The following is a 20,997-nucleotide window of genomic DNA, read 5'->3' on the forward strand; positions in this document are numbered from 1 at the left end:
GACAGATCCTGGCTTCGTCGCCAAGGTTCGCGACGTCGTCGGCCTCTACATGGGCCCGCCCGAGCGAGCCATCGTGCTGTGTGTCGACGAAACGTCGCAGATGCAGGCGCTGGATCAGAGTTCTTGATGAGATCGAAGTCGCCGTGCCGGACGATCTGGACGTTCATCTCGTCATGGACTATTATGCGACCCATAAGATGCCGCTGATCCGTAACTGGCTGGCCAAGAGACCGCTTGGCACGTCCATCTGCCGCCAACCAGCTCATCCTGGCTCAATCAGGTCGAACGTTTCGCTGCCGTCATCACCGAGCGCAAAATCAGGCGCGGCATCTACCGCAGCGTGGCGGAACGACGTACTGAGATCACGTCCTTCTTCGAACAGCACAACGCCGACCCCAGCCCATTCTCGATGGACCAAATCAGCCGACGCCATTCTCAGCTCCATCGAACGCTTATGGGCTTACAATGTGTCAGCCAAGGCCCTAAAACGCCATGAACTTCTGGGTTAGGACACTAGATTGCGCGCGATGTCCCGCATACGGATTTTCGCCCGAAACGTCCACGCGCCCATTGTTGTCGCCGACCGCGGGCAATTTCCGGAGGAAAATGAACCCCCAATGCAAGGCGATCGAGTGGCGGGGTGCTGTCCCCAGCGCGCTCGCGAAAATTTCGCGCTTCAGGCGGCGGTCATGTACTGCAGGTGATGATCCGGCAGCTGAGGCGGTCATCCCGGCATCGCTGTCTTCAGCAGCACAGCAGCTATCGAAGGAAGTGGACCCGAGGCGACATGGGCTTGTGCATCGGGAAAAACGCTCTTGGTCAGCTACTCGTCAGCGAAGCGGTCTAGCCAGGAAGGCTGCGCATTCTCGACTCTTCTATCGGAGATAAAATATGACGGGCATCGGCCGACCTGGCAAATCGCACGTTGGGGCTGGAGGAGCCGACAGCACTGGGGTATCGAGCAGTTCGAGCCTGGAGTTCGGCCTCGTCCCTGGGGAACGCAGTCAATCTTTCGACGCCGTCGTGGAGCGAATGCGCTCAGGGCCTCAAGATAGAACCGCGCGGCTCGTGAACCGGCAACCAACTTCGGATGTGGCGGCGCCAACACAAGATGACATTAAGGCAGCGAAGCGAACGTTGGGCAGCTTGCTTGATGACCTTGTCACTTGTCGTAGGGCAGCCACGCGCGGCCGGACCTTGTCCGAAAGGCAAGAGCTGATCGATCAGGTCGTCAAGGCAGGCTTAGCAGTTCTGGACTACTACGCTGCTCTGCCCCCAGGTTTGGCGCGGCGCATTCTGCCCGACGATCGGGCTCGTCAGCTCCGCGATGAGACGCTGGGCGCGGCCGACGAATGTAACGCCGTGGCTGCTACGATTTTCGATGGCCTGGACAAGAGCAGACAGAAAGCAGCAGCCCTGGTCGGCAGGATCAGCCGCACCGCTTCGCCTGACCAGCTGAACCGCGTGCTTTCAGGTGTGGAGCCCTACTATGAGCACTGCATGGAGTGGTGGGGAAAGAGGGCATTGCGCTCGGAGCGGATGCAGTCCGTCTGCGCGGCTACTGCCGACCTGCCAAGCAGCACGCCCGAGATGCGGAAGTCCGAAGAGGCCGCACTACGACTGCATACCGGCCGGGCACTCAATACGAAGTGCAAGTATCTGGAATCGCAGATCACTCTCGCGCAGCTCTCCCTAGCTAGCAGGTTGGGACCAGCCGTGCGAGACGCCCTTATCGATGGAAACGGGCGGGTGCGTCTCCTCGGGACCTTCATCGAGGATGTTGTTCCGGCATTCGACTCGACGGCCGAGGCCGTGATGAACAGCAACGGAGCGGCGCTTGACGCTGAGCACCGCGAGGTTCTGGAAGGCGTCATGGAGCGGCTTTCGGAATTTGCGTCGGAAGTGAGGGGCATGGTTGCCAGCTTAACGGACGCCGGAGCGGGAGCCGATCTTCCGTTGAAATTGCTGGACAAGATCGTGGAAGGTGCGTGGCTTACAGCGGACGAAGTCACGCGGCTTCTGGCAATTCAGCCAAAGACGCCGGCCACGATTGAACCGACGGCTTGGGCTGCGCTGCCGGAACATACTGCCGGGATGGGCGAAGGCACTGCAGCGCGCAGGAAGGGCAAAGGCAGGCGCGAAGCGGCCGCAGGCGAGGGGAGTTCGACAGCTGGGAGCGCTGAGTCGCAGCTCGCCGGGTCCGACGCCGGCACGGGCCCAACACGCAAGGTTATCGTCCTCTCGGATCTGGGTACAAAGACACTCACGAGCGCGGAGGAGGCTCGCGCGAGGGCGTCATCGTCGGCGAGCGGAAACCTGACGATTTGGCAGGCTCCGCCCTCCAGAGAAGCGCTGACCGGGCTGCTCAAGCGATTGGTCGAACTTTTGCAGTTCGATCTGCCCGCTCAGCAAAGCGCCGTCTCGCAAGCGCGTCAGATGAAACCCGAGGACGCCGACCACGTCCTAAATATCGTCGTCGAGCGCCTCCAAAGACAGGCCGCCGAGATCGAGGCCTGTGTAGCCGCGCTGGAGGAGCCTCGTCGAAGTGGCTTGCTCACGCCCGCGCAAGTACCCGAAGTGCACGACAAGATAGTCCGGCTCAAGGCGATGTATTCTGAGGTGCAGGGACAGGCCAACTCATTGAAGAGGCAAAGAGCCGCGATCATGATCGATTGCATGAAGAGCTACGGCTTTCCCTCGCAGAAATACCTTGAACGGTTGCGGGCGGCCGGGGAGTTGGAGCCTCCGGATCCACCGCGCGCGTTGAGCGGCGATCCGGGGACGCTGTTCGAGACTAAGCTGCGGCCCAAGGCACTGCGCAACGGTGCGGCGGCAAATCCGATGTGGGTGCATATCCATACGAAGCGGCCGGTACATGCGTGGCAGCTGGCGACAGCGGCTGACGCCGACTTCGCCGCTTGCCATGTGAAATCCAATGAACAGCGCGGCTACAATCGGCACTGGCAGAGCGCGCGAGCCGCGATGGGGCACGAAAACGTCGTGATCCACCGCGGCAAGCTCACGCCTGCATTCTGTAAGTCCTTGTTGAACAACGCAGTTGGCGGCCTGTCCGACGTCGGATAATTTGAGACTGATTAGGCTTTTCGCGAAGAGAGGCTCTGGCTCATCTGGGTTAGAGTTTAAGCAGCCTGCAGTTGATCCTACAAGCGGCGGTTTGCGATGGTGTCGCGCTTGATGCTTTTCGTTACGCGAGGATCGCCTCAGCCCTGCCGAAGTACCGATGATGCAGGTGGCCAAGCAGCCAGCGCTCGACCATGACGACGGCCTGCTCGACCTTGCCTTGTCGCGCGGCTTGCGCGGCCGCGCCGGGAGATGGCGGTGCCGTAATGCGCCACCATCTCCGCATAGGTACGATTGAATCTACGGGTCGTAGAGGCTCGCCTTGATGACCGCGACCTTGGTGTTGTCGGGCACCAGCAGCGCTGGCACGCCGTCGATCGCCGCGAAGGCGCCAACATGGGCACTGATCCAGTCGGCGAGCCCCTGCGTCCACGTTGAATGCGCGTAGGTGAAGCTCGATGCGCCGAGCCCGGCGACGAAGATCTGCGCCGTTCTGCGCTCACCGGTGAGGCGGTCGACCACCACCGGCACGCCATCGCCGGCATAGTCGACGAACAGCCTGTCGCCGGCTGGCAGGGAGTCGCATTTTCCATATAAGGCAGAGTTGCGTCTCGATTTCATCATTTTTTGGTTGTATACACCAAAGTGCGCCGTGGTGGTGGTGGAAGGCGCAGTCGCAACGCTTTTAAGCGGGACCACCACCGTGCTTGCCCTTGGACTTGCCCTTAATCTCGTTGGGCTCGGTCTGCTATTCTGGCTGACCGTTGCTCTGGCAGTATACGCCCTCCCATTTTTTGTTGCCGTCAGCGCCGCTGCAATGGCATTGGATCACGGCAGCGGGATCATTGCTGCGCTCACTGTCGCCATCGTCAGTGCTGCCTTGACGCTTGCCATTGCTCAATTCGCCCATTCCATGACACGGCTGATCACCGTGCGCGGCGTGATTGGGGCGGTCTTTGCTTTTCCGGCGGGAATTGCTGGTTTCCATTTGATGCTCGCGTTATCGCGGATCAGCGTGTCGTCGCCGTTCTGGTGCGAGGCCTTCGCGTACGTCGGCGCGACATTCATCGCGGGGAAGGCTTGGATGCAGATCACTTTAGTTATCGGGCCAGGTGGAGAGCCAGCCACGACAAATTCTGCCTCAACCGTCTCTGACCGACGCAGCGCCTGAGGAATAGCCTCTGGCGATTGCTTTCCTTCGGCGTGGTCACCGGCCTTAGACCCATACCGGGCTTGGGCCGAGCAATTCGTGGAAGTTCTCCGCGCAAAGCACGTCCGTGACGGCTGAAAAGTGGGTGAGCGCAGAGCGGCGTGTTTCCTGGACGTCTTCCGACGAAACGTCCGCAGACCCGCATTCGTGGGGATGATTCGCGGCGGGCTCGTCACTCTAGAGTGCGCAGATGCGCTGGCGGAGCTGGCGCGATTATCGAACCCCATCCCATCTTCGCCGCTCTCGCGGAGTACGAGAAGGTCGACGAAGTCTTGGCAGGCACTGCCGATGCGCTGAGATGGCCGAACGACAATTGGACCTAGCAGGCGATCTTAGTCCGCTGTGCTCAGCGTCGGCAATCCTCATTATGACAAGGAGGGGCCGCCTTCGATCTTACATTGGGAGATCGACGAGTACACTCTGGTCGCCTTCTTGTGTTGCAAGTCGAGCTCTGCCAGGTCTTTCGCTTAAGTCTGTGTTCAGCGCTCGGACGCACCTCGCCTCTTGGCTTGATCTGGCCGAAGACCGGCTGCGCCTCGATCGTCTGAGCCGCAACGCCGCCGGTTGAGACTTTCTTCCCCTGGGCTAACGCCCATTCCTCGCGAGACAAGAAAGTCTCCCCGTCGGCGTCCTCCGCTTAACGCTCCGGCCCGCGAGAAAAGCGGGTGCGTCGCCGATCGTCTTCGGCCCTCAGATCGCCATCGAGGCCGCGGTGGTCGCGGGGCTCGAAACAACCTCAAGGAGAAGTGACATGGCTAGCATCGGTACGTTCAAAAAGGTCGGAAACGATTTCCAGGGTGAGATCGTCACGCTGAGTCTGCAGGCCAGGGGCGTGCGCATCGTCCCCGAGGCCAACCGCTCAAACGAGAGCGCTCCCAGCCACCGCGTCTATGTGGGCCGGGCGGAAATCGGGGCAGCCTGGTCCAAGCGGTCCGAGGAAGGCCGCGACTACCTCTCGCTCAAGCTCGATGACCCTTCGTTCAACGCGCCCATCTACGCCAACCTGTTCGACGATGAAGCCGGCGAAGGCTACACCCTCCTCTGGTCACGGCCGCGTAAGACCGGCGAGTAACCCTCGCTCCGCCAGCGTCCCGCCCGATCTCATCGGGCGGGACGCTTTTTCTGAGCCGATAGGCGAAACAACGGAACGAGGAGACTTGTGCTGCAGTAAAAGTGAGGAAATCGGTACGAATCCGGGAGAAGGAGACAGTCGCATGCCGATAGGCCCGGAGAGTCAAGCTCCGGCATTGATGCCGCCGCGACTGCGCCCGGCGGTCGCGGCGAGAACCGCCTTGTAGGGCAAAGTGCCGGCAATTCGGGCCATGAGTTGCCTCAGCCACCGGTGGGCAGCGGAATGATGCGTCCGGGCCGTCCAGGTCATGCCGACTTGAAACGGTTCGGGGAACGGACACGACGTTGCTACGACGGATTTGGCAATGTTCGAAGCGATGCGGCTTGGCACCGTCGAGACCAGATCCGTGCCGGGCAGAATGTGGGCGAGATCAGAGATGCTCGGTACCGTGACCACTTGGTTGAGCGACAGGCCGCGTTCATCGAGCCCTCTAAGATAGCCTGAGCGCCACGTACCTCCATAGCTGACGACGGCGTGGTTCGCCTTGACATAGTCGTCGACGCGCAACTTCCTGCTCGCGAGCAGATGATTGCGGTGCATAACGCACACATAGTGGTCATCCAGCAGATGGCGATGGTAGAAGCTCTCCTCCTGCACCTCGTAGGGGCCAATGAGAAGATCGGCTTCGCCGCGTTTGAGAAACGCAGTGCCTTTAGCGCGCGCTGTCTTGACCTCCAGCAGCAGGCGCGGCGCTTGGCGTCTGATTTCGGCGATGGTGCGCGGCAGAATGATCGAGCGTTCGTAATAATTGCAGGCGATCGTGACCCGCCCGGACGCGCTTGCAGGATCGAAGTCCGCCGGCTGCATCAGGCCCTCGAAGCCCTCAAGCAGGCGGCTTGCACACTCAACAATCTCGATGCAGCGAGGCGTTGGCGCGATGCCGCCGTGCTGGCGCACGAACAGCTGGTCGTGGAACGCCGCGCGCAGCCGGTCCATGGTATAGCTGATTGTCGATTGGTTCGTACCGAGTGCTTCGGCGGCCTTCGAAAACGAGCCGAGTTCCGACACCAGCCGCAAGGTACGGATCGCGGCAAAATCAATCGCGAGCGGATCCCGATCCTTTGCCATCTTTCTTAAGATCCTCCGTGCGGAAACCAAACCACCATATCGAAAGAGTAGATAAGGGATATCAACTCTGTCCGATTGTCTCATAATCATTGCCAACGCAATCTGCTCGAAAATGGGAGTTAAGACGGCAAGCCCGCGACCATCGACCAAAACATGGAGATAGCTGCGCCCATGAACGCACCCAAACCCTTTCCGCTCAATGCCTGGTATGCGACGGCCTGGTCCCACGAGATCGCCCGCGAGCTGTCCGCCCGCACCATTTGCGGTAAGAACGTCGTGCTCTACCGCCGTCTTGATGGCGCCGTCGCGGCGCTTGAGGACGCCTGTTGGCACCGACTGCTGCCCTTATCGCTCGGGCACCTTAAGGGCGACGACGTCAGGTGTGGATATCACGGGTTGGTCTTCAATTCGGCCGGCCGCTGCTCTTACATGCCCGCGCAGAAAACCATCAATCCGTCTGCCTGCGTGCGCGCCTATCCGGTGGCGGAGCGGCATCGTCTGGTCTGGCTATGGCCCGGCGATCCGGCGCTGGCCGACCCTGCCAAAATTCCGGATTTTCACTGGAACGACGGTAAGCAATGGGTCGGCGAGGGCGGCACGTTCTATCAGCTGAAATGCGACTATCGCCTGGTGATCGATAACCTGATGGACCTTACGCACGAAACCTATGTGCACGCCGGCAGCATTGGCGATGAGGCGATCACGGCTGCGCCCTTCGAGGTGACCCACACAGGCAATACGGCGACGATGACACGTTGGATGATCGATATCGAGCCACCCCCGTTCTGGGGCCGCCAGCTCGCACGGCCTGGCCGGGTCGATCGCTGGCAGATCGTGACGTTCCAGGCGCCATCGGTGGTCGTCGGTGACGTAGGCGTGGCATTGACACATACAGGCGCGCCCCAGGGCGACCGCTCGCAAGGCGTCAGCGGCGCATTCTTGGCGGCGATCTCCCCGGAAACTGAGACGACCTGCCACTATTTCTGGAATTTTGTCCGAAATTATCGGAAGGATGACGCACAGCTGACGAGCGAGCTCCAGCGCGCCCATGTCTATGGTGGGGCAGGCGTCTATGATCAGGATCACCGAGTGTTGGAGGCGCAGCAGGCCGCCATCGCCAACAACCCGCGTTCGCCCTTTTACGATCTCAATATCGACGCGGGCGCGCTCTGGGCAAGGCGGCTGATCGACCGAATGCTGGCCGATGAGCAGGCCCCCGTAAGCGCGAACGTTGCGGCCGAGTGAGTGAAAAGTCATGGCTAAGCCGATGGAACGGATTAGTGCACGCCTTCGCGCCACTCGCGATCTCACTCCTGACGTCCGTCTCTTCGAGATCGAGCCGGACCGTCCATTGGTTAACGTAACGCCTGGCAGTCACATTGACGTCCTCGTGCCGACCGATGGGCGGCCGCAGCTTCGCAGCTATTCATTGCTGGGACCTTATACCGACGGACTGTATCGCATCGCCGTCAAGCGGCTCGCATCGAGCCGGGGCGGATCTGCGGGCATGTGGCGCCTTAAGGTGGGCGAACGACTGACGATTTTCGAGCCGAGAAACAGTTTCGAACTAAGCTACGGCCGGCCGGACTATTTGCTGCTGGCCGGCGGCATCGGCATCACGCCGATCTACGCGATGGCGCTGGCACTAAATCAAGCTAACGCCAATTTTCGCTTGCTCTACGCCGCACATAGCCGTCGCGACCTCGCGCTTGCCGACGAGCTGACCACTTACGTCGGCGAACGGCTTCAGCTTTTCGTCGGGGAGGAGGGACAGCGGATCGACATCGGCAGCGAGATCGCCCAACTTGACACGCGTGGTGAGCTCTACGTGTGTGGCCCGTTCGGCATGCTGGAGACGGCCAAACAGCTTTGGAGCCAGGCGGGCAGGCCCACGGCGCACCTCCGCTACGAGACGTTTGGCAATACCGGTGGCTTCGCGGACGCCCCATTCAAGATCAGGATTCCCCGATTAAGCCTGGAAATCGACGTCCCTGCTCATCGCTCCATGCTGGAGGCGCTTGAAGATGCCGGTGTCGACATGATCTTCGGCTGTCGACGCGGGGAATGCGGTCTTTGCGTGCTGCCGATCCTGGAGGCGTCGGCTGAGGTCGATCATCGTGATGTGTTCTTCAGCGGTGAAGAGCGAGCGATGAACAGCAAAGTCTGCACCTGCGTGTCGCGCGCGGCGAGCGGTTGTGTAACGATCGATACGCCTGATCGAACGCCAGACCAGCGTCATTCCTCCAAGGTCTCGTAGGCCGGGTTCGGGGCCACATATGACGGGCGAGTAAGCCTCGCTCGTCAGCGCCCCGTCCGATCTACTCGGGCGGGCCGCATCTTGCGAATATCGCCGAGCAGCGTCAGGAAGATGAGCTGCGTGCAACCGGTTCCCTCGCGATAGCGGTTCATGCCGGACATGTGCGAGTGGCCCGTGGCGGGGCTCATTCGGATAACGGATAAGTACCAGCCCGATTACGTCGAGCGGAGTCTCGTCTCGCCGCAATCGCCAAATGCGTAGTGGCGAGCAAAGTCGGCCTTAACCATCCCTGATGGACTGCGAAGGAATAGTGCTTGGCCGCTAAGTCTGGGATCGCTTTCCTTCCGGGTGGCCCCGGGGCTCTCATTGAAAAGCTTCTGAACAGGGCGGCGGTCTTCGTTCCGCTAGACCACGGCTGTTCCGGCCTCATTCGGCCCCGTCAGGGGTCAATGGGAGAGGCGCGGTCGGGGCTTTTTCTCAGCGCCAATATCGCCGTTTCCCGCACGCTCTTTCTTTCTCTACCTCGAAACCGAGGGCCTTCTTGTGTTGCAAGTCGAGCTCTGCCAGGTCTTTCGCTTAAGTCTGTGTTCAGCGCTCGGACGCACCTCGCCTCGTTGGCTTGATCTGGCCGAAGACCGGCTGCGCCTCGATCGTCTGTGCCGCAACGCCGCCGGTTGAGACTTTCTTCCCCTGGGCTAACGCCCATTCCTCGCGAGACAAGAAAGTCTCCCCGTCGGCGTCCTCCGCTTAACGCTCCGGCCCGCGAGAAAAGCGGGTGCGTCGCCGATCGTCTTCGGCCCTCAGATCGCCATCGAGGCCGCGGTGGTCGCGGGGCTCGAAACAACCTCAAGGAGAAGTGACATGGCTAGCATCGGTACGTTCAAAAAGGTCGGAAACGATTTCCAGGGTGAGATCGTCACGCTGAGTCTGCAGGCCAGGGGCGTGCGCATCGTCCCCGAGGCCAACCGCTCAAACGAGAACGCTCCCAGCCACCGCGTCTATGTGGGCCGGGCGGAAATCGGGGCAGCCTGGTCCAAGCGGTCCGAGGAAGGCCGCGAGTACCTCTCGCTCAAGCTCGATGACCCTTCGTTCAACGCGCCCATCTACGCCAACCTATTCGACGATGAAGCCGGCGAAGGCTACACCCTCCTGTGGTCACGGCCGCGCAAGTCCGGCGAGTAACCCTCGCTTCGCCAACGCCCCGCCCGATCTCATCGGGCGGGGCGCTTTTTGAATCGTCCAAAAAGCGTCGCTAAAACGGCCGGATCGATCCGAAAGAAGCGCTATGAATTTCGCTTCGCTGATTTCCGGCGCGCTTTGCAAAATTCTTCATCAGGCAAAACAAGATCGACGTGGCTGACGCCGAGTATGTTTGCGAGCTCGAACAGTGTCACCACAGTCGGATTGCGCTGACCGGTCTCCAACCCGCTGATGTATTGTTGAGTAAAGCCGGAAGCCTCGGCGAATTTCTCCTGCGTGAAGCCTTTCCGCTTCCGCAGCTTTAAGAAATTCCGGCCAACCAACTTGCGCATGTCCATCTGCGCAAGTTGCGTCTTTACATATTCTGAGGTTTATCTCCTATAATATGTATTCTCAGGTTGGGACGGAACCAGGGAATAGGCCTAAAGTGCGACTTGCAACGAGCAAGCCCCAGCGTTGAGTCGCCGCGCGCACGTTTGTTCACATTCTTTGCGGGATTCTCATGCAAACACCGCTTGTCCCCGATGTCGCAGATTTGGCGCCCACAGATGCGGCGTTGACGTCCTATGACGAGCAGCATCTGGTGACGTATTGGCGACTCCTCGATGCCGAGGCCAATGGCGCCGACTGGAAAGAAGTTTCAAGGATCGTGTTGCATCTTGATCCCGACCGCGAACCCGCCCGGGCTCGCAATACATTCGACAGCCATTTGGCACGCGCGAAATGGATGGCTGACCACGGCTACCGCCACTTACTTCGCGTTGGCGGCCAAAAATAGCAAAAAATAGTCGTCTGCAGCGCCGCCGGAGAAAGAATTTCTCTCACTGATGGCGTGATCGCTTACATGCATCACGTGTGATGCACAATTCGAGACTTCCGGAACAACCCAGGGCTTTATAGACACTGCGCCGCAATTTTGCTTTGGTGGGAGATCATAGCAGTGTCTAAATTCGATTGGCGCTCACCTGAGTCGTATCAGAGCGTCACAGCCGCCGAGATGTCGGATTTCGCTTGGGAAAGCCTCCGTCGCAATCCCGAATATCAAGCTGACTACCGAGACACGCTCTCGAAACACGGGCAAGTGACTTCCGAGTTTCGGAGGAAATGGGGCATCTGCTTTCGCCCATGACCCGCAGAGGTCTTTTCACGAGCAGACCATCTTCTGGGCGCCGGAGGCTATGCCTTCAGTGCTGCCGATCGTTGAAAGTGCGTCCGCTTCGGACGGCGTTGCCGCTGAGCTTGACCTTGCCGATCTTGCATCGGACAGCATCAGACAGGCAGATGATGGTTGGCACGCTGTATTGCGCATTGACGGAACCCAACATCACCTGTGGCTAAAGCAGGCGCCGCGGCTCGGCGCCGCTTATGCCATCGAACTGCCGTTGGAGGACGCCGACTTTGAGATTCGCGCGCACGCCTCATGTCGATTGTGGCGTGCAATCAAGGGTCGTCCGCCAGGACCTCTGCTTCACCAAATGCCGGCACAACAGCGTAAGCAATTGGCCTTGAGCCTGCGCGCCCTTGATGGGCACCTGCACGGCGCCTCCTATCGTGCCATCGCCGTGGTGCTATTTGGCCAACGACGCATCGCTGGGCGGGCCTGGAAAACCCACGATCTGCGAAGCCGAGTTATCCGCCTGGTTAAGGCCGGTTTGGCATTGATGCGCGACGGCTTCCGCGCATTGCTCCGTCCTTATCTCGCAAGGAATAGAAAAGTGGTGTTGAAGATTGCTCGCGCCTTTGAAAGTAATCCCTCGCGCCGTCGTGGCCAGACTATGACATAAGTCTTGGGGAGCCCTGCAGAGACGCCGGCTGCCTATCGCCACACCGGGTTCCTCTAGCTTCAGTATGCGAACGTTTAGTCTGGCGCCACGGCAGTTCGACGTCGTGTAAGGCAGCCGAAGTCAAGTGTTCCGATGCTCGATGGCGCTGCCGCTGCTGCCTTTCCGTGCATTTCGCGAGTTCAAGTATGGAAGGGCGGCTAATGCACGGCGTGGGCACCCGGAGATCCTCAAATCCGGACGAGAGCAAGTTAGCAATTGTTCTGATCTGTGCCGGATATCTCGGCCATCTATGCGTCAAATGCCGCAATTTGTCGTTCTCCGCTTTCATGTTGCTAGCGCATGAGGGTTGAAGCTGCGCCTCGAGTTGCCTCTACAATCAAGAGGTCTGCCCAAGCGCGCTATACGCTAACTTGCCTCTCAACTTCACGCCGTCACGGATGGCCTCCTGGCAGAGCGGCCTTCGAAGCGGTGAGCGCGTCGGTCAACTGCGCGGCGATTGAATTTGCATCCCGCAAATTATCCTCTCTCTTGGATTCGGCCAGACGTTGCGCTTGCACAAATATCGAGGGCCCAAAAGGCGAGGGGAAGTTCTCTCCAGCTCGCCGGCCAATACCGTTTAGCTCGGCGCCGCAAGCTGCACTGTCAAATGACTCTCCTGTGTTGCTCTTGAGGAAATCCCAGCAGCTTTGAAACAGCTGGCGATTGCTTTCGGTGACTTCCGGGCCCTTATCTACAACGCCAGCTTGTTCTGCGAACCGAAGGTCCTGCTCATAGCCGAGCTCGATCAACAGCTGGACCCCGACTAGATCCGTCACTACCTGCATCTCTTCGACGCCCAGTTCGGTTCGCCAAGCCTGGACTGAGCGATCGTCGATGGTTTTTTTTCTAAGATCTTTCGATCACCGAAAGTGCTGGAGCGGAGATAGTCCATTTGCTCCAACGGTGTCGATGACATCTTGGCCGGAGCGTAACCAAGGCCGCCAAGCACGCGCCGGATTTCCTCGCTAGGACGCGCCACAAGGACTTCATACCGCACCACTTGTGTCCGAGGTCGACTGCAGTAAGCCGCAAGCGCAGGCAGACCCAGGACGAGATCGGCAAGAGAAGACGCGATCGCGGGCGTAGGCCGTCCCAGCACGATATCGGCGAGACAGGCTGCGACCGCGGGCGGGGAACCTGCCGACAGAAGCGGGACGCCCCACGTCGATTTCAGTGAAGCGGCGATGGCATAGGGGTTGCGCATCAGAACAATTCGCGGAGCCTCCGGATAGAGGGAATCCAAAAAATCGAGCACCATCCAATAGCGCGGAGTTTTGTCTACCAGCGTGCGCTTGCCGGCTGCTGCCAAATACTGACCATAAGCTGCATCGGCAAAAGCACGAGTGACGCGCGTTCGATCAATTCGGTCTAGGAACTGCGAGGTTGCGGCCTGAACCAGTGACGCCCCGGCCGGATGACAGTGGTCGACCCGACCGAACGCCTCAAGTGCCAACATCAGCCAGGGCTCAGGCGGGGCCACAATAGCAGGGTGCTGCTGAAGCAAATGCGCCAGCAGTGTCGTCCCCGATCGGGGGAGACCCAGAAGGAAGCACACAGCAGGCGAATGGTTTACGTCCTGGCTCATCATTCCCCATTTCTATCTTGGGCAGACAAAGCGGCCGTCCTGAACCCTTCATCCGATCGAAAGAAGCAGCAGCAATACGCACGAGATGCGTCTCAGCTGTGTCCATCCATCGAGGAAGGTGAGTTCATCCGGCGACAAAGTCCGATGAAGTAGACGCGATCAGGCTTTGAGTCTACTACTCCGTCAGCCCTGCCTGAGTTCGGCCCGGCCCACGTGCACACCGCGCAAGGCGATACGTACGATCGTTCAGTGTTGCAAAGGGCAGATTTGCATGGCGTGTGGCATCCGTTTGTGTCCCGTCGTTAGATAGCCTGTGCATGTTCCGAAACGATTCAGCTGGCACGAATTCCATCCATTTGCCAGGACCGCACTACTGGAGCGGCAATCGGCAGCGATCACGTCCTCGCGGAGCCCGAGGAGCCAACCGGTCTCCAAGCTGCAAGCAGCTGAGCATTATCGAGACGAAGAGGTAAGGCAAACCTCTACTTGTGTTTATCGGAAATAGCCGCGACCAAGAGGAATGAGCCGGATGGCACGATCAGGGGAACGTTCTGCGAGGCAATTGCAAAGGGCTTGCGCCTCGGCTGATGCTCGCTGAAGATCCAAGGGAAGATGACAGCCCGTCCCGATAAACCTCAAGTACTCCAAGCCGAGATTGATTATCCCTCATTCCTAGAATCAGGGAAAATCAATAGTTTTGATGACCCGCATTCATCGAGTGGATAGATGTCAACTCGGCTTGACGTTATCTGTCTCTGAAACAGCACGGCAATTCCGTGCCACTATTTGGTCAAACTGCCGCTCGTTGCAGATTTCGAGATCGGCGCAGGGGCCTCTTACCGTCTGCGGCGCGCAATCATGGCCGTCAACCAAAACCTACTTTGATTTTCCCGACGTCGCAAGGATTGACGTCGGTCGCGCGCCTTCGATGGTCAGATCGACGAGTTGCGCGCCACTCCTCCGGCTGTGATTCGGGCCGGAACAATTCCAGCGCCATCTAAACCCACAAAAGGCATAGGACTATCGCTTTGCGCAACCGGTTTCGGCTGATGTGGGACCGCCCAATGCTGCTCTGCTGTCACATCGGAAGGAATCGAGCAGGGGTGCCGCAAAAGACACCTGTAACTTCGGCATCCCCCTAAGTACTTCTACTCCGCCATGATGTTCGTCGGCGCGCAATCAAACTCGCTCGCCCTCCAGACGAGCACGGAGCTTCTCGTATGTCCGATCCGACCGCCGGCCTGCCACCGCGTTACTTGCGTACCCCCGAAGCGGCGCGATTTCTCGGCCTGTCCGGCCGAACTCTGGAAAAGCATCGCACCTATGGCACGGGGCCGACCTATCGCAAGCTCGGCGGTCGCGTTGTTTATGCGCTCGAAGACCTAAAAGCGTGGGTGGATCGCGGGGCCAGGAAATCGACCAGCGATCCAGGCATAGGTACGGTCCTGCCCGCAAAGCGCCACACACCAATTCCGTATGCGGGCAAAGAGCGGCGCTGACCCATGTCGGACAGCAAATCCTCTGCCCATGGGCGACCTCATGCGGAGCGCGGTCAACTCGATCTGTTTCGCTCATTGCGTCGCGATCTGGCCCCGTGCGATGCGCAAGGCTTGATGGCCTATCCGTTCTTCTCGCTAGCAAAATCGAAACGAATTGTGCCGATCGACTTCCGCGCTGGGACAATCACGATTCGTGTGGAGGCTGTGCCGGGACATGGAATGGCGACGATTTGGGATGCGGACGCCTTGATCTGGGCCGCTTCACAGATCGTTGAGGCTCGCGATGCCGGCCTGAAAACGTCCAGGTTGATGGCGGCCACCCCCTACGAGATCCTGAGCTTTGCGGGCCGCGGCACCAGCGTGCGCGATTATGAGCGCCTCAAGGCTGCACTCGACTGCTTACAATCAACAACGGTCCTGACCTCGATTCGCCAGCCGCCCGAGCGCCGGCGGCATCGCTTCTCCTGGATTAATGAATGGCGCGAGGCGGCCGACTTGCACGGCCGCGCCTGCGGAATCGAGCTGATCTTGCCGGATTGGTTCTACACGGCAGTTCTGGATGAAGCGTTGGTGTTGCCGATCGACCGCGCGTATTTCGATCTGACAGGCGGATTTGAGCGCTGGCTCTATCGCCTCGTGCGCAAACATGGCGGCCGTCAAGCGGGCGGTTGGAGCTTTGATTTCGTCCACCTTCATGCCAAGTCGGGCAGCCTATCCCCGCTCAAACACTTTGCCTACGACCTGCGCCAGATTGTCCATCGTCAGACTCTGCCCGGATATCGGCTTGTCATCACGCGTGACAATGACGGTGTGGAGCGGTTGAGCTTCGCGCCATTTCAGGTCCGCCCCAATGCTGAACGGCTGCAAAGGCGCGGGCGCATCTCTCAGTCGGGGGAAAACCTGTGAATTGCATCGTGCTATCAGGGACCAGAACTTTCGTGCCATCGGGGACCGGACCTTCGTGCTATTGGGGACGGAAATTACTGCTAACCTTCTGCTGTGCAGTCGCTTTTCGCGCCCGCAACTCTGCTAACCAGGAATCCTTCGGATTCTTGCTAACAATTCAGAGCTATGTGCCTGCAACTAGCGAGGAGGCGACAGTCGCAAGGCTTTCCGAGCGGCGCCTTACGACGCTCCACCAGAACCGTTTCGCCGCTGCCATTCTCGTTGTCGGCCTGTTCCGAAGGATAACCGCAGCTACGCGCGGCCTAAAGACGTCTCCAAACAAAGGAGCCGTCGGATGAGCGATCTCACAACTGTTGAACTCTTGTGGCTTAAAGGGCGGATCGAGAACCGCATTCGCTTCGGTCGACCCGTATCGGAAAAGGTCATTGACCGCCACCGGCGCGTTCTTTCATTTGCGACCGGAAGCATTTTCGCTTTCGTGCGGTGGACATCCAATGATTTTGGAACCGTTCTGTCCCGCATCGACATTTTACGTGCCGCCTCGTCACGGCAGCGATACTCAACTATTCCCTGGGTCATTCCCGGCGGAGAGAGCCTGCTGCGATTGTCAGGATGGGCAAAAGTCGAGCGCGCACTGCAATTGATTGATGCAGTGGAGGCACTTGGGATCAATCCCGCCGATGCTGCGCCGGATTACTGGCATCATGTTCATAACCGACTTTCTGTCAGCGAAACCCCGCGAACCTACACTCAGGCGCGCCATCAGGCCTGGCTGCGCCGTCGAAAGCGAGAGCTCTGATGAGACAGCTGACGATTGTTTTAGCAATCTGCGGATCTGTAGCTCTCGTGATCTGGTCTGGCGGAGAGGCGACGCCGTCATACATCTGGAACGCTTCTGAGAGCGTCCCGATCGGTCTTTATCGTCTAGAGCCAGCCGGGCGATTGGCTCTCACTGAGCTTGTGGCAGTTCGGCCGCCCGAGCCGCTTGCCAGCTTCTTGGACTTGAATGGGTATCTGCCGACCGGTGTTCCGATGCTCAAGCGCGTCCTGGCGTTGCCGGGACAAACCGTTTGCAGAAATGGCCTCACCATCTCCGTCGATAGCATCGAAATGGGACTGGCGCGAGAGCGCGATGCACGTGGCCGGCCGCTGCCGGCATGGCTCGGATGCCGCCTCCTAGCGTCAGATGAAGTCTTTCTCATGAACTGGCAGTCGGCCGACTCGTTCGATGGGCGTTACTTCGGGCCAATTCCAGTATCCGCGGTCATCGGACAGGCCCTGCCGGTGTGGACAGAGGGAGACTGATCTTGCTCCCCCCACTCCATGGATACGCAGTTTCGCTGGTCGATCGATCTCAGCGCTCCTGCCCCGTTCCGGCCAGATCTATGAAAACCATTGTGCGCCGTGCCTGTCGCCGATGGCTTCACGCCCAGCGGCCGGAGCCGCTACCCACAGCGTGCTCGAGCGCAAGAACCTGCGCGTTAGTTCATGCGATGGCAGTCCGGCTGGTGGGAACTGCGCTGGTTCTTCAATTGTCGTCCGGCGCTTTGGCGGAGACGCCAATACCAGCGCTCGGTGTGCACTCGCTGAGCTCTCCGCATACCGATTTATACACCGCCTTCTTGATTGAAGCTTCTCGGCGATTTGCACTTCCGGAGCACTGGGTTCGGGCCGTTCTGCAAGTCGAGAGCAACGGCAATGCGGGCGCCGTTTCCTCCCGGGGCGCGTTGGGCCTCATGCAAATCATGCCACAGACCTGGGTCGAGCTAAGTACTCGCTACGATCTCGGTGCCAATCCCTTTGACCCCCACGACAACATTCTCGCAGGCGCGGCCTACCTTCGCGAGATGCTCGACCGGTTTGGACCTGAGGGATTTCTCGCAGCTTACAACGTGGGTCCAAAGCGCTACGAGACATATCTTTCAACCGGGCGACCACTCCCTCTGGAAACAACCATTTATGTTGCCAGGCTCGTGCGCTTAATCGGCATCAAACAGCACGAGTATGCCGCTTTGGCCATCCGACAAACAGTTCCAAAGCAGCAGGGAGCATTATTCTTTGACCGCTCCGATGGCGCCTGGGTTAATGCCAGATCGACATCCGCTCTGGGTTTCATGAATAGCCCAAAAGGCTTTCCAAACATGAACGGGCTCGCGCTCGTACCTGGCGTGAGCCAGCTGTTTGTGCAGCAATCAACCGAAGCGGAACTCCGATGATCCCAATCGCAGTTCGTCGCGCGTTGTCGCGAGTTGGAGAGTGCTGGGGAAGGTGCAGGGACCAACCGACCGCGGATGGCAAGGGAAAAGGCCGGCCGTCGGTCCGGCCGTTGTGGTTGGTGGGATTGGACAATTTAGCAGCGGCGCAACTGCTCCTGCCAGCCATTCTAGAAATTACTCCAACGAAATCAATCGTTACTGCGCCGTCTCAACGGTACGGAGTCTTTTTTACGCCATGACAATGCGCGACGATGACCTGCGCGTCCGGCCTGGGCGCATTGACCACGGCAACCGCGGTGCGAGGCGGCCGCAAACCTTCGTCGGACAGGTCATGCGTGCCGCTAAGAGGGCCGGACACGTTGGCAACAACTTTCAATCAGGTTCGGACCGCGGCCGCTCGAACTTTGGCCGCGGCCGGCGCGCAGCAATCTCGATCCGCTTGCGCTCGAACGCCCGGCGCGTAGTCACGAAAGCGCGCGTCGTCCGCCATCGGGGAACGCGATTCCGCTCGGCGCCACTGGCCAAGCATGTCGCCTATCTTAAACGCGAGGGCGTCACACGGGATGGCCGGGATGCCTCGATGTTTGACGCGCGCTCTGATGCAGCCGACGAACGGGGTTTCGCCGAGCGCTGCGAGAGCGACCGTCACCATTTCCGGTTCATTATCTCGCCTGAGGACGGCGCGGCGCTAGGTGACCTAAAGGCATTTACGCGCGAGCTTCTGCGCGATGTCGAAAAAGATCTCGCGACCAAGCTCGATTGGATTGCAGTCGATCACTGGAATACGGACAACCCGCATGTCCATCTCCTGATACGTGGCCGTGCCGATGACGGACAAGACCTCGTGATTAGCCGCGAGTACATCAGCCGCGGTTTTCGCGATCGCGCCGCCGACCGCGTTACCCTTGAGCTTGGGCCCCGCAGCGAACACGAGATTCGCACCGGCCTTGAACGGGAGGTCGAGGCTGAGCGCTGGACCAGCCTTGACCGCGCGCTGCGCAACATCTGCGATGACTGCGCCGGCGTGGCGGACCTCAGGCCCGGTCGCCAGGGTGAGGATCCAGAGCTACGCCGGCTGCTGCTCGGCAGGGCTGCCAAGCTCGAACGGCTTGGCCTCGCCGAACCTACCGGGCCCGCCTGCTGGAATCTGAAACCGGGGCTCGAGCAGGCCCTTCGCCAGCTCGGCACGCGCGGCGACATCATCAAAGCCATGCATCGGGCGATGAATGCCGAGGGCCGGGAGGTGGACATCGCCACTTTCGCCCTGCACGCAGCAGAACCCACAGATCCGGTCCTTGGCTGTCTGGTTGAACGTGGTCTGGACGATGAGTTGAAGGGTACCGCTTATGCGATCGTCGCAGGCGTCGATGGCCGAGCCCATCATCTACGGTTCGACGATCTTGAATTGACCGGCGATGCGCCAGCCGGCGCTATCGTCGAGCTGCGCGCCTACACCGATGGAAACGGACAACGTCGCATATCGCTCGCCGTTCGCTCGGACCTGTCGATTGAGGAGCAGGTGATCGCGAAGGGCGCTACCTGGCTCGACCGCCAACTTCTCGCCAAAAATCCGCCGCTCAGCGGTGGCGGGTTCGGCGCCGAGGTCCGGTCCGCAATGGATGCGCGCCTTGACCACCTCGTTGGCCAAGGCCTTGTTCACCGCAACGGACAGCGCATCGTGTTTGCACGCGACTTGCTCGCAACTTTGCAGCAGCGCGAGCTGCACGCAGCGTCCGCCAAGCTTTCTGCCGTCACAGGACTTGCCTATCGGCCCTCAACTGAGGGTGATGATGTGACCGGAATCTACCGTCAGCGCGTGACGCTTGCCTCGGGGCGTTTCGCCATGATCGACGATGGACTCGGCTTTGAGTTGGTGCCTTGGCGGCCAGCTCTGGAACAGCATCTCGGAAAGGAGCTATCCGGCGTTATGACGCGTGGTGGCAGAGTCGAATGGAAGCTCGGCCGCAAGCGAGGGTTGGGGCTTTAGGGTGATGTGGCGTGACCCATCGGATCAACCGGCAAGTATTGCTCGGGGACAGCTTGGAGAATCAGCAGCCGAGGCGGCCGCCATCTCCGGCAGTCCTGCCCACAATAGCGAGGAAAAACTGCATCGGAGAACGATGGGAATGGTCGGCAGATCGCCGCGGAGCCCCAAGTCCAAGATCATTCTGCTCCGCAAACGCCGCCATTTCTACGCTCGCGCAAATTTAACGTTGTGGATCAAGGCTGGCAGGGTTTGATGAACGCTTGCCATGTCTACGACGAAGGTCCTTTGGGGCCAAATCATTCTTGTCCTTGCCATCGTGCTCATGATGACCTGGGCGGCGACCCAGTGGGTCGCCTGGAAACTCGGATTCCAGCCGCAACTCGGGCAGCCTTGGTTTGAGCTCGGATATGGCAAGCCCGTGTACCTGCCGCCCGCGTTTTTCTGGTGGTGGTATGCCTACGACGCCTACGCCCCAATGATATTCACTGAGGGGGCTTGCATTGCAGCATCGGGTGGCATCATCTCGATCATAGTTGCATTTGCCATGTCGATCTGGAGAGCCCAAGAGGCGAAGACGGCCGCAACCTACGGCTCTGCGCGTTGGGCGCTTCCTTTCGAACTTCGATCAGCGCAGCTTACCGGACCGGATGGTGTCATCCTCGGGCGGTTTGACCGCAACTATCTTCGACACAACGGGCCCGAGCACGTACTCTGCTTTGCGCCGACGCGATCAGGCAAGGGCGTCGGCCTTGTCGTTCCTACCCTTCTGACCTGGGCGGGTAGCTGCATCGTCCATGACATCAAGGGCGAGAATTGGACTCTGACTTCTGGTTTTCGCTCTTCGCATGGAAGGGTGCTGCTATTCGATCCGACCAACCGAAACTCTGCGGCTTACAATCCATTGCTCGAGGTCCGTCGGGGAGAATGGGAGGTTCGGGATGTCCAGAACATCGCCGACGTCCTGGTGGACCCCGAAGGAGCACTAGAACGACGCAGTCACTGGGAAAAGACAAGCCACTCGCTTCTGGTCGGC

At 59.8% G+C, this 20,997-nt stretch carries 21 protein-coding genes and 1 pseudogene; 16 read left to right on the forward strand and 6 right to left on the reverse strand.

What is annotated here, in order from left to right; genetic code table 11:
• Positions 1-262: 262 nt before the first annotated feature.
• Complete coding sequence (locus AOQ71_RS50170) at positions 263-433, reverse strand: hypothetical protein (protein ID WP_157083403.1); 171 nt, start codon at positions 431-433, stop codon at positions 263-265.
• A gap of 458 nt (positions 434-891) precedes the next feature.
• On the opposite strand from AOQ71_RS50170, the gene AOQ71_RS06495 reads away from it, so the two are divergent.
• Positions 892-3,084: a hypothetical protein gene (locus AOQ71_RS06495; protein WP_057743325.1), complete on the forward strand. Its 2,193-nt coding sequence runs from the start codon at positions 892-894 to the stop codon at positions 3,082-3,084.
• A 148-nt stretch (positions 3,085-3,232) separates the two neighbouring features.
• Here the strand turns inward: AOQ71_RS06495 and AOQ71_RS42730 are convergent.
• A pseudogene (locus tag AOQ71_RS42730) lies at positions 3,233-3,651 on the reverse strand (IS21 family transposase); the annotation flags it as partial.
• Between the two features lie 34 nt (positions 3,652-3,685).
• Between AOQ71_RS42730 and AOQ71_RS06505 the strand changes: the two are divergent.
• Both AOQ71_RS06505 and AOQ71_RS06510 read left to right on the forward strand, forming a co-directional pair.
• Positions 3,686-4,252 (forward strand): hypothetical protein, encoded by a 567-nt coding sequence (locus tag AOQ71_RS06505; RefSeq protein WP_157083404.1) that lies wholly within the window; start codon positions 3,686-3,688, stop codon positions 4,250-4,252.
• A 790-nt stretch (positions 4,253-5,042) separates the two neighbouring features.
• Complete coding sequence (locus AOQ71_RS06510; RefSeq protein WP_057743336.1) at positions 5,043-5,363, forward strand: DUF736 domain-containing protein; 321 nt, start codon at positions 5,043-5,045, stop codon at positions 5,361-5,363.
• Between the two features lie 162 nt (positions 5,364-5,525).
• Here the strand turns inward: AOQ71_RS06510 and AOQ71_RS06515 are convergent, their stop codons facing one another.
• Positions 5,526-6,491, reverse strand: coding sequence for a LysR family transcriptional regulator (locus tag AOQ71_RS06515; protein WP_057743339.1), 966 nt, complete (start codon positions 6,489-6,491; stop codon positions 5,526-5,528).
• 171 nt (positions 6,492-6,662) lie between these two features.
• On the opposite strand from AOQ71_RS06515, the gene AOQ71_RS06520 reads away from it, so the two are divergent.
• From AOQ71_RS06520 to AOQ71_RS06530, 3 genes are all read left to right on the forward strand, one after another.
• The gene (locus AOQ71_RS06520; RefSeq protein WP_057743342.1) at positions 6,663-7,736 is read left to right on the forward strand and encodes an aromatic ring-hydroxylating dioxygenase subunit alpha; all 1,074 of its coding nucleotides are present in this window, start codon (positions 6,663-6,665) and stop codon (positions 7,734-7,736) included.
• Between the two features lie 10 nt (positions 7,737-7,746).
• Positions 7,747-8,748: a PDR/VanB family oxidoreductase gene (locus tag AOQ71_RS06525; protein WP_057743345.1), complete on the forward strand. Its 1,002-nt coding sequence runs from the start codon at positions 7,747-7,749 to the stop codon at positions 8,746-8,748.
• 861 nt (positions 8,749-9,609) lie between these two features.
• Entirely contained in the window at positions 9,610-9,930 is a 321-nt protein-coding gene (locus AOQ71_RS06530; protein ID WP_057743348.1) for a DUF736 domain-containing protein, read from the forward strand.
• Between the two features lie 101 nt (positions 9,931-10,031).
• Here AOQ71_RS06530 and AOQ71_RS06535 read toward each other — a convergent pair whose 3' ends face one another.
• Positions 10,032-10,286: a helix-turn-helix domain-containing protein gene (locus AOQ71_RS06535; protein ID WP_057743350.1), complete on the reverse strand. Its 255-nt coding sequence runs from the start codon at positions 10,284-10,286 to the stop codon at positions 10,032-10,034.
• Positions 10,287-10,450: 164 nt separating this feature from the next.
• Here AOQ71_RS06535 and AOQ71_RS06540 point away from each other — a divergent pair, with 164 nt between their 5' ends.
• The 3 genes from AOQ71_RS06540 to AOQ71_RS42740 all read left to right on the forward strand — a co-directional run bounded on the left by AOQ71_RS06540 (position 10,451) and on the right by AOQ71_RS42740 (position 11,732).
• Positions 10,451-10,726, forward strand: coding sequence for a DNA -binding domain-containing protein (locus AOQ71_RS06540; RefSeq protein WP_057743353.1), 276 nt, complete (start codon positions 10,451-10,453; stop codon positions 10,724-10,726).
• Positions 10,727-10,945: 219 nt separating this feature from the next.
• Entirely contained in the window at positions 10,946-11,077 is a 132-nt protein-coding gene (locus AOQ71_RS47295) for a transcriptional regulator domain-containing protein (protein WP_245316754.1), read from the forward strand.
• A 49-nt stretch (positions 11,078-11,126) separates the two neighbouring features.
• Positions 11,127-11,732 (forward strand): DUF2285 domain-containing protein, encoded by a 606-nt coding sequence (locus AOQ71_RS42740; protein ID WP_083513997.1) that lies wholly within the window; start codon positions 11,127-11,129, stop codon positions 11,730-11,732.
• A gap of 431 nt (positions 11,733-12,163) precedes the next feature.
• Here the strand turns inward: AOQ71_RS42740 and AOQ71_RS49630 are convergent, their stop codons facing one another.
• Both AOQ71_RS49630 and noeE read right to left on the reverse strand, forming a co-directional pair.
• Entirely contained in the window at positions 12,164-12,556 is a 393-nt protein-coding gene (locus tag AOQ71_RS49630; protein WP_057743357.1) for a hypothetical protein, read from the reverse strand.
• Positions 12,547-13,359, reverse strand: coding sequence for a nodulation protein NoeE (noeE, locus tag AOQ71_RS42745; RefSeq protein WP_283809576.1), 813 nt, complete (start codon positions 13,357-13,359; stop codon positions 12,547-12,549). The genes AOQ71_RS49630 and noeE overlap by 10 nt, the downstream gene beginning before the upstream one ends.
• 1,217 nt (positions 13,360-14,576) lie before the next feature.
• Here noeE and AOQ71_RS42750 point away from each other — a divergent pair.
• The 7 genes from AOQ71_RS42750 to AOQ71_RS47300 all read left to right on the forward strand — a co-directional run.
• A complete protein-coding gene (locus tag AOQ71_RS42750) occupies positions 14,577-14,855 on the forward strand; it encodes a helix-turn-helix transcriptional regulator (RefSeq protein WP_083513998.1) in 279 nt (92 codons plus the stop codon).
• 3 nt (positions 14,856-14,858) lie between these two features.
• The gene (locus tag AOQ71_RS06555) at positions 14,859-15,761 is read left to right on the forward strand and encodes a replication initiator protein A (protein WP_057743361.1); all 903 of its coding nucleotides are present in this window, start codon (positions 14,859-14,861) and stop codon (positions 15,759-15,761) included.
• Between the two features lie 334 nt (positions 15,762-16,095).
• Complete coding sequence (locus AOQ71_RS42755) at positions 16,096-16,560, forward strand: DUF2840 domain-containing protein (RefSeq protein ID WP_083513999.1); 465 nt, start codon at positions 16,096-16,098, stop codon at positions 16,558-16,560.
• On the forward strand, positions 16,560-17,066 hold the full coding sequence (locus tag AOQ71_RS06560) for a S26 family signal peptidase (RefSeq protein ID WP_057743365.1): 507 nt from the start codon (positions 16,560-16,562) through the stop codon (positions 17,064-17,066). The genes AOQ71_RS42755 and AOQ71_RS06560 overlap by 1 nt, the downstream gene beginning before the upstream one ends.
• A gap of 188 nt (positions 17,067-17,254) precedes the next feature.
• Entirely contained in the window at positions 17,255-17,977 is a 723-nt protein-coding gene (locus AOQ71_RS06565) for a lytic transglycosylase domain-containing protein (protein ID WP_057743370.1), read from the forward strand.
• A gap of 235 nt (positions 17,978-18,212) precedes the next feature.
• On the forward strand, positions 18,213-19,964 hold the full coding sequence (locus AOQ71_RS06570; RefSeq protein ID WP_057743375.1) for a relaxase/mobilization nuclease domain-containing protein: 1,752 nt from the start codon (positions 18,213-18,215) through the stop codon (positions 19,962-19,964).
• Between the two features lie 265 nt (positions 19,965-20,229).
• Positions 20,230-20,997 (forward strand): type IV secretory system conjugative DNA transfer family protein (locus AOQ71_RS47300; protein ID WP_245316747.1); only part of this gene is annotated, 768 nt, incomplete at its 3' end.

This window comes from Bradyrhizobium manausense (assembly GCF_001440035.1).
Lineage (GTDB): Bacteria > Pseudomonadota > Alphaproteobacteria > Rhizobiales > Xanthobacteraceae > Bradyrhizobium > Bradyrhizobium manausense.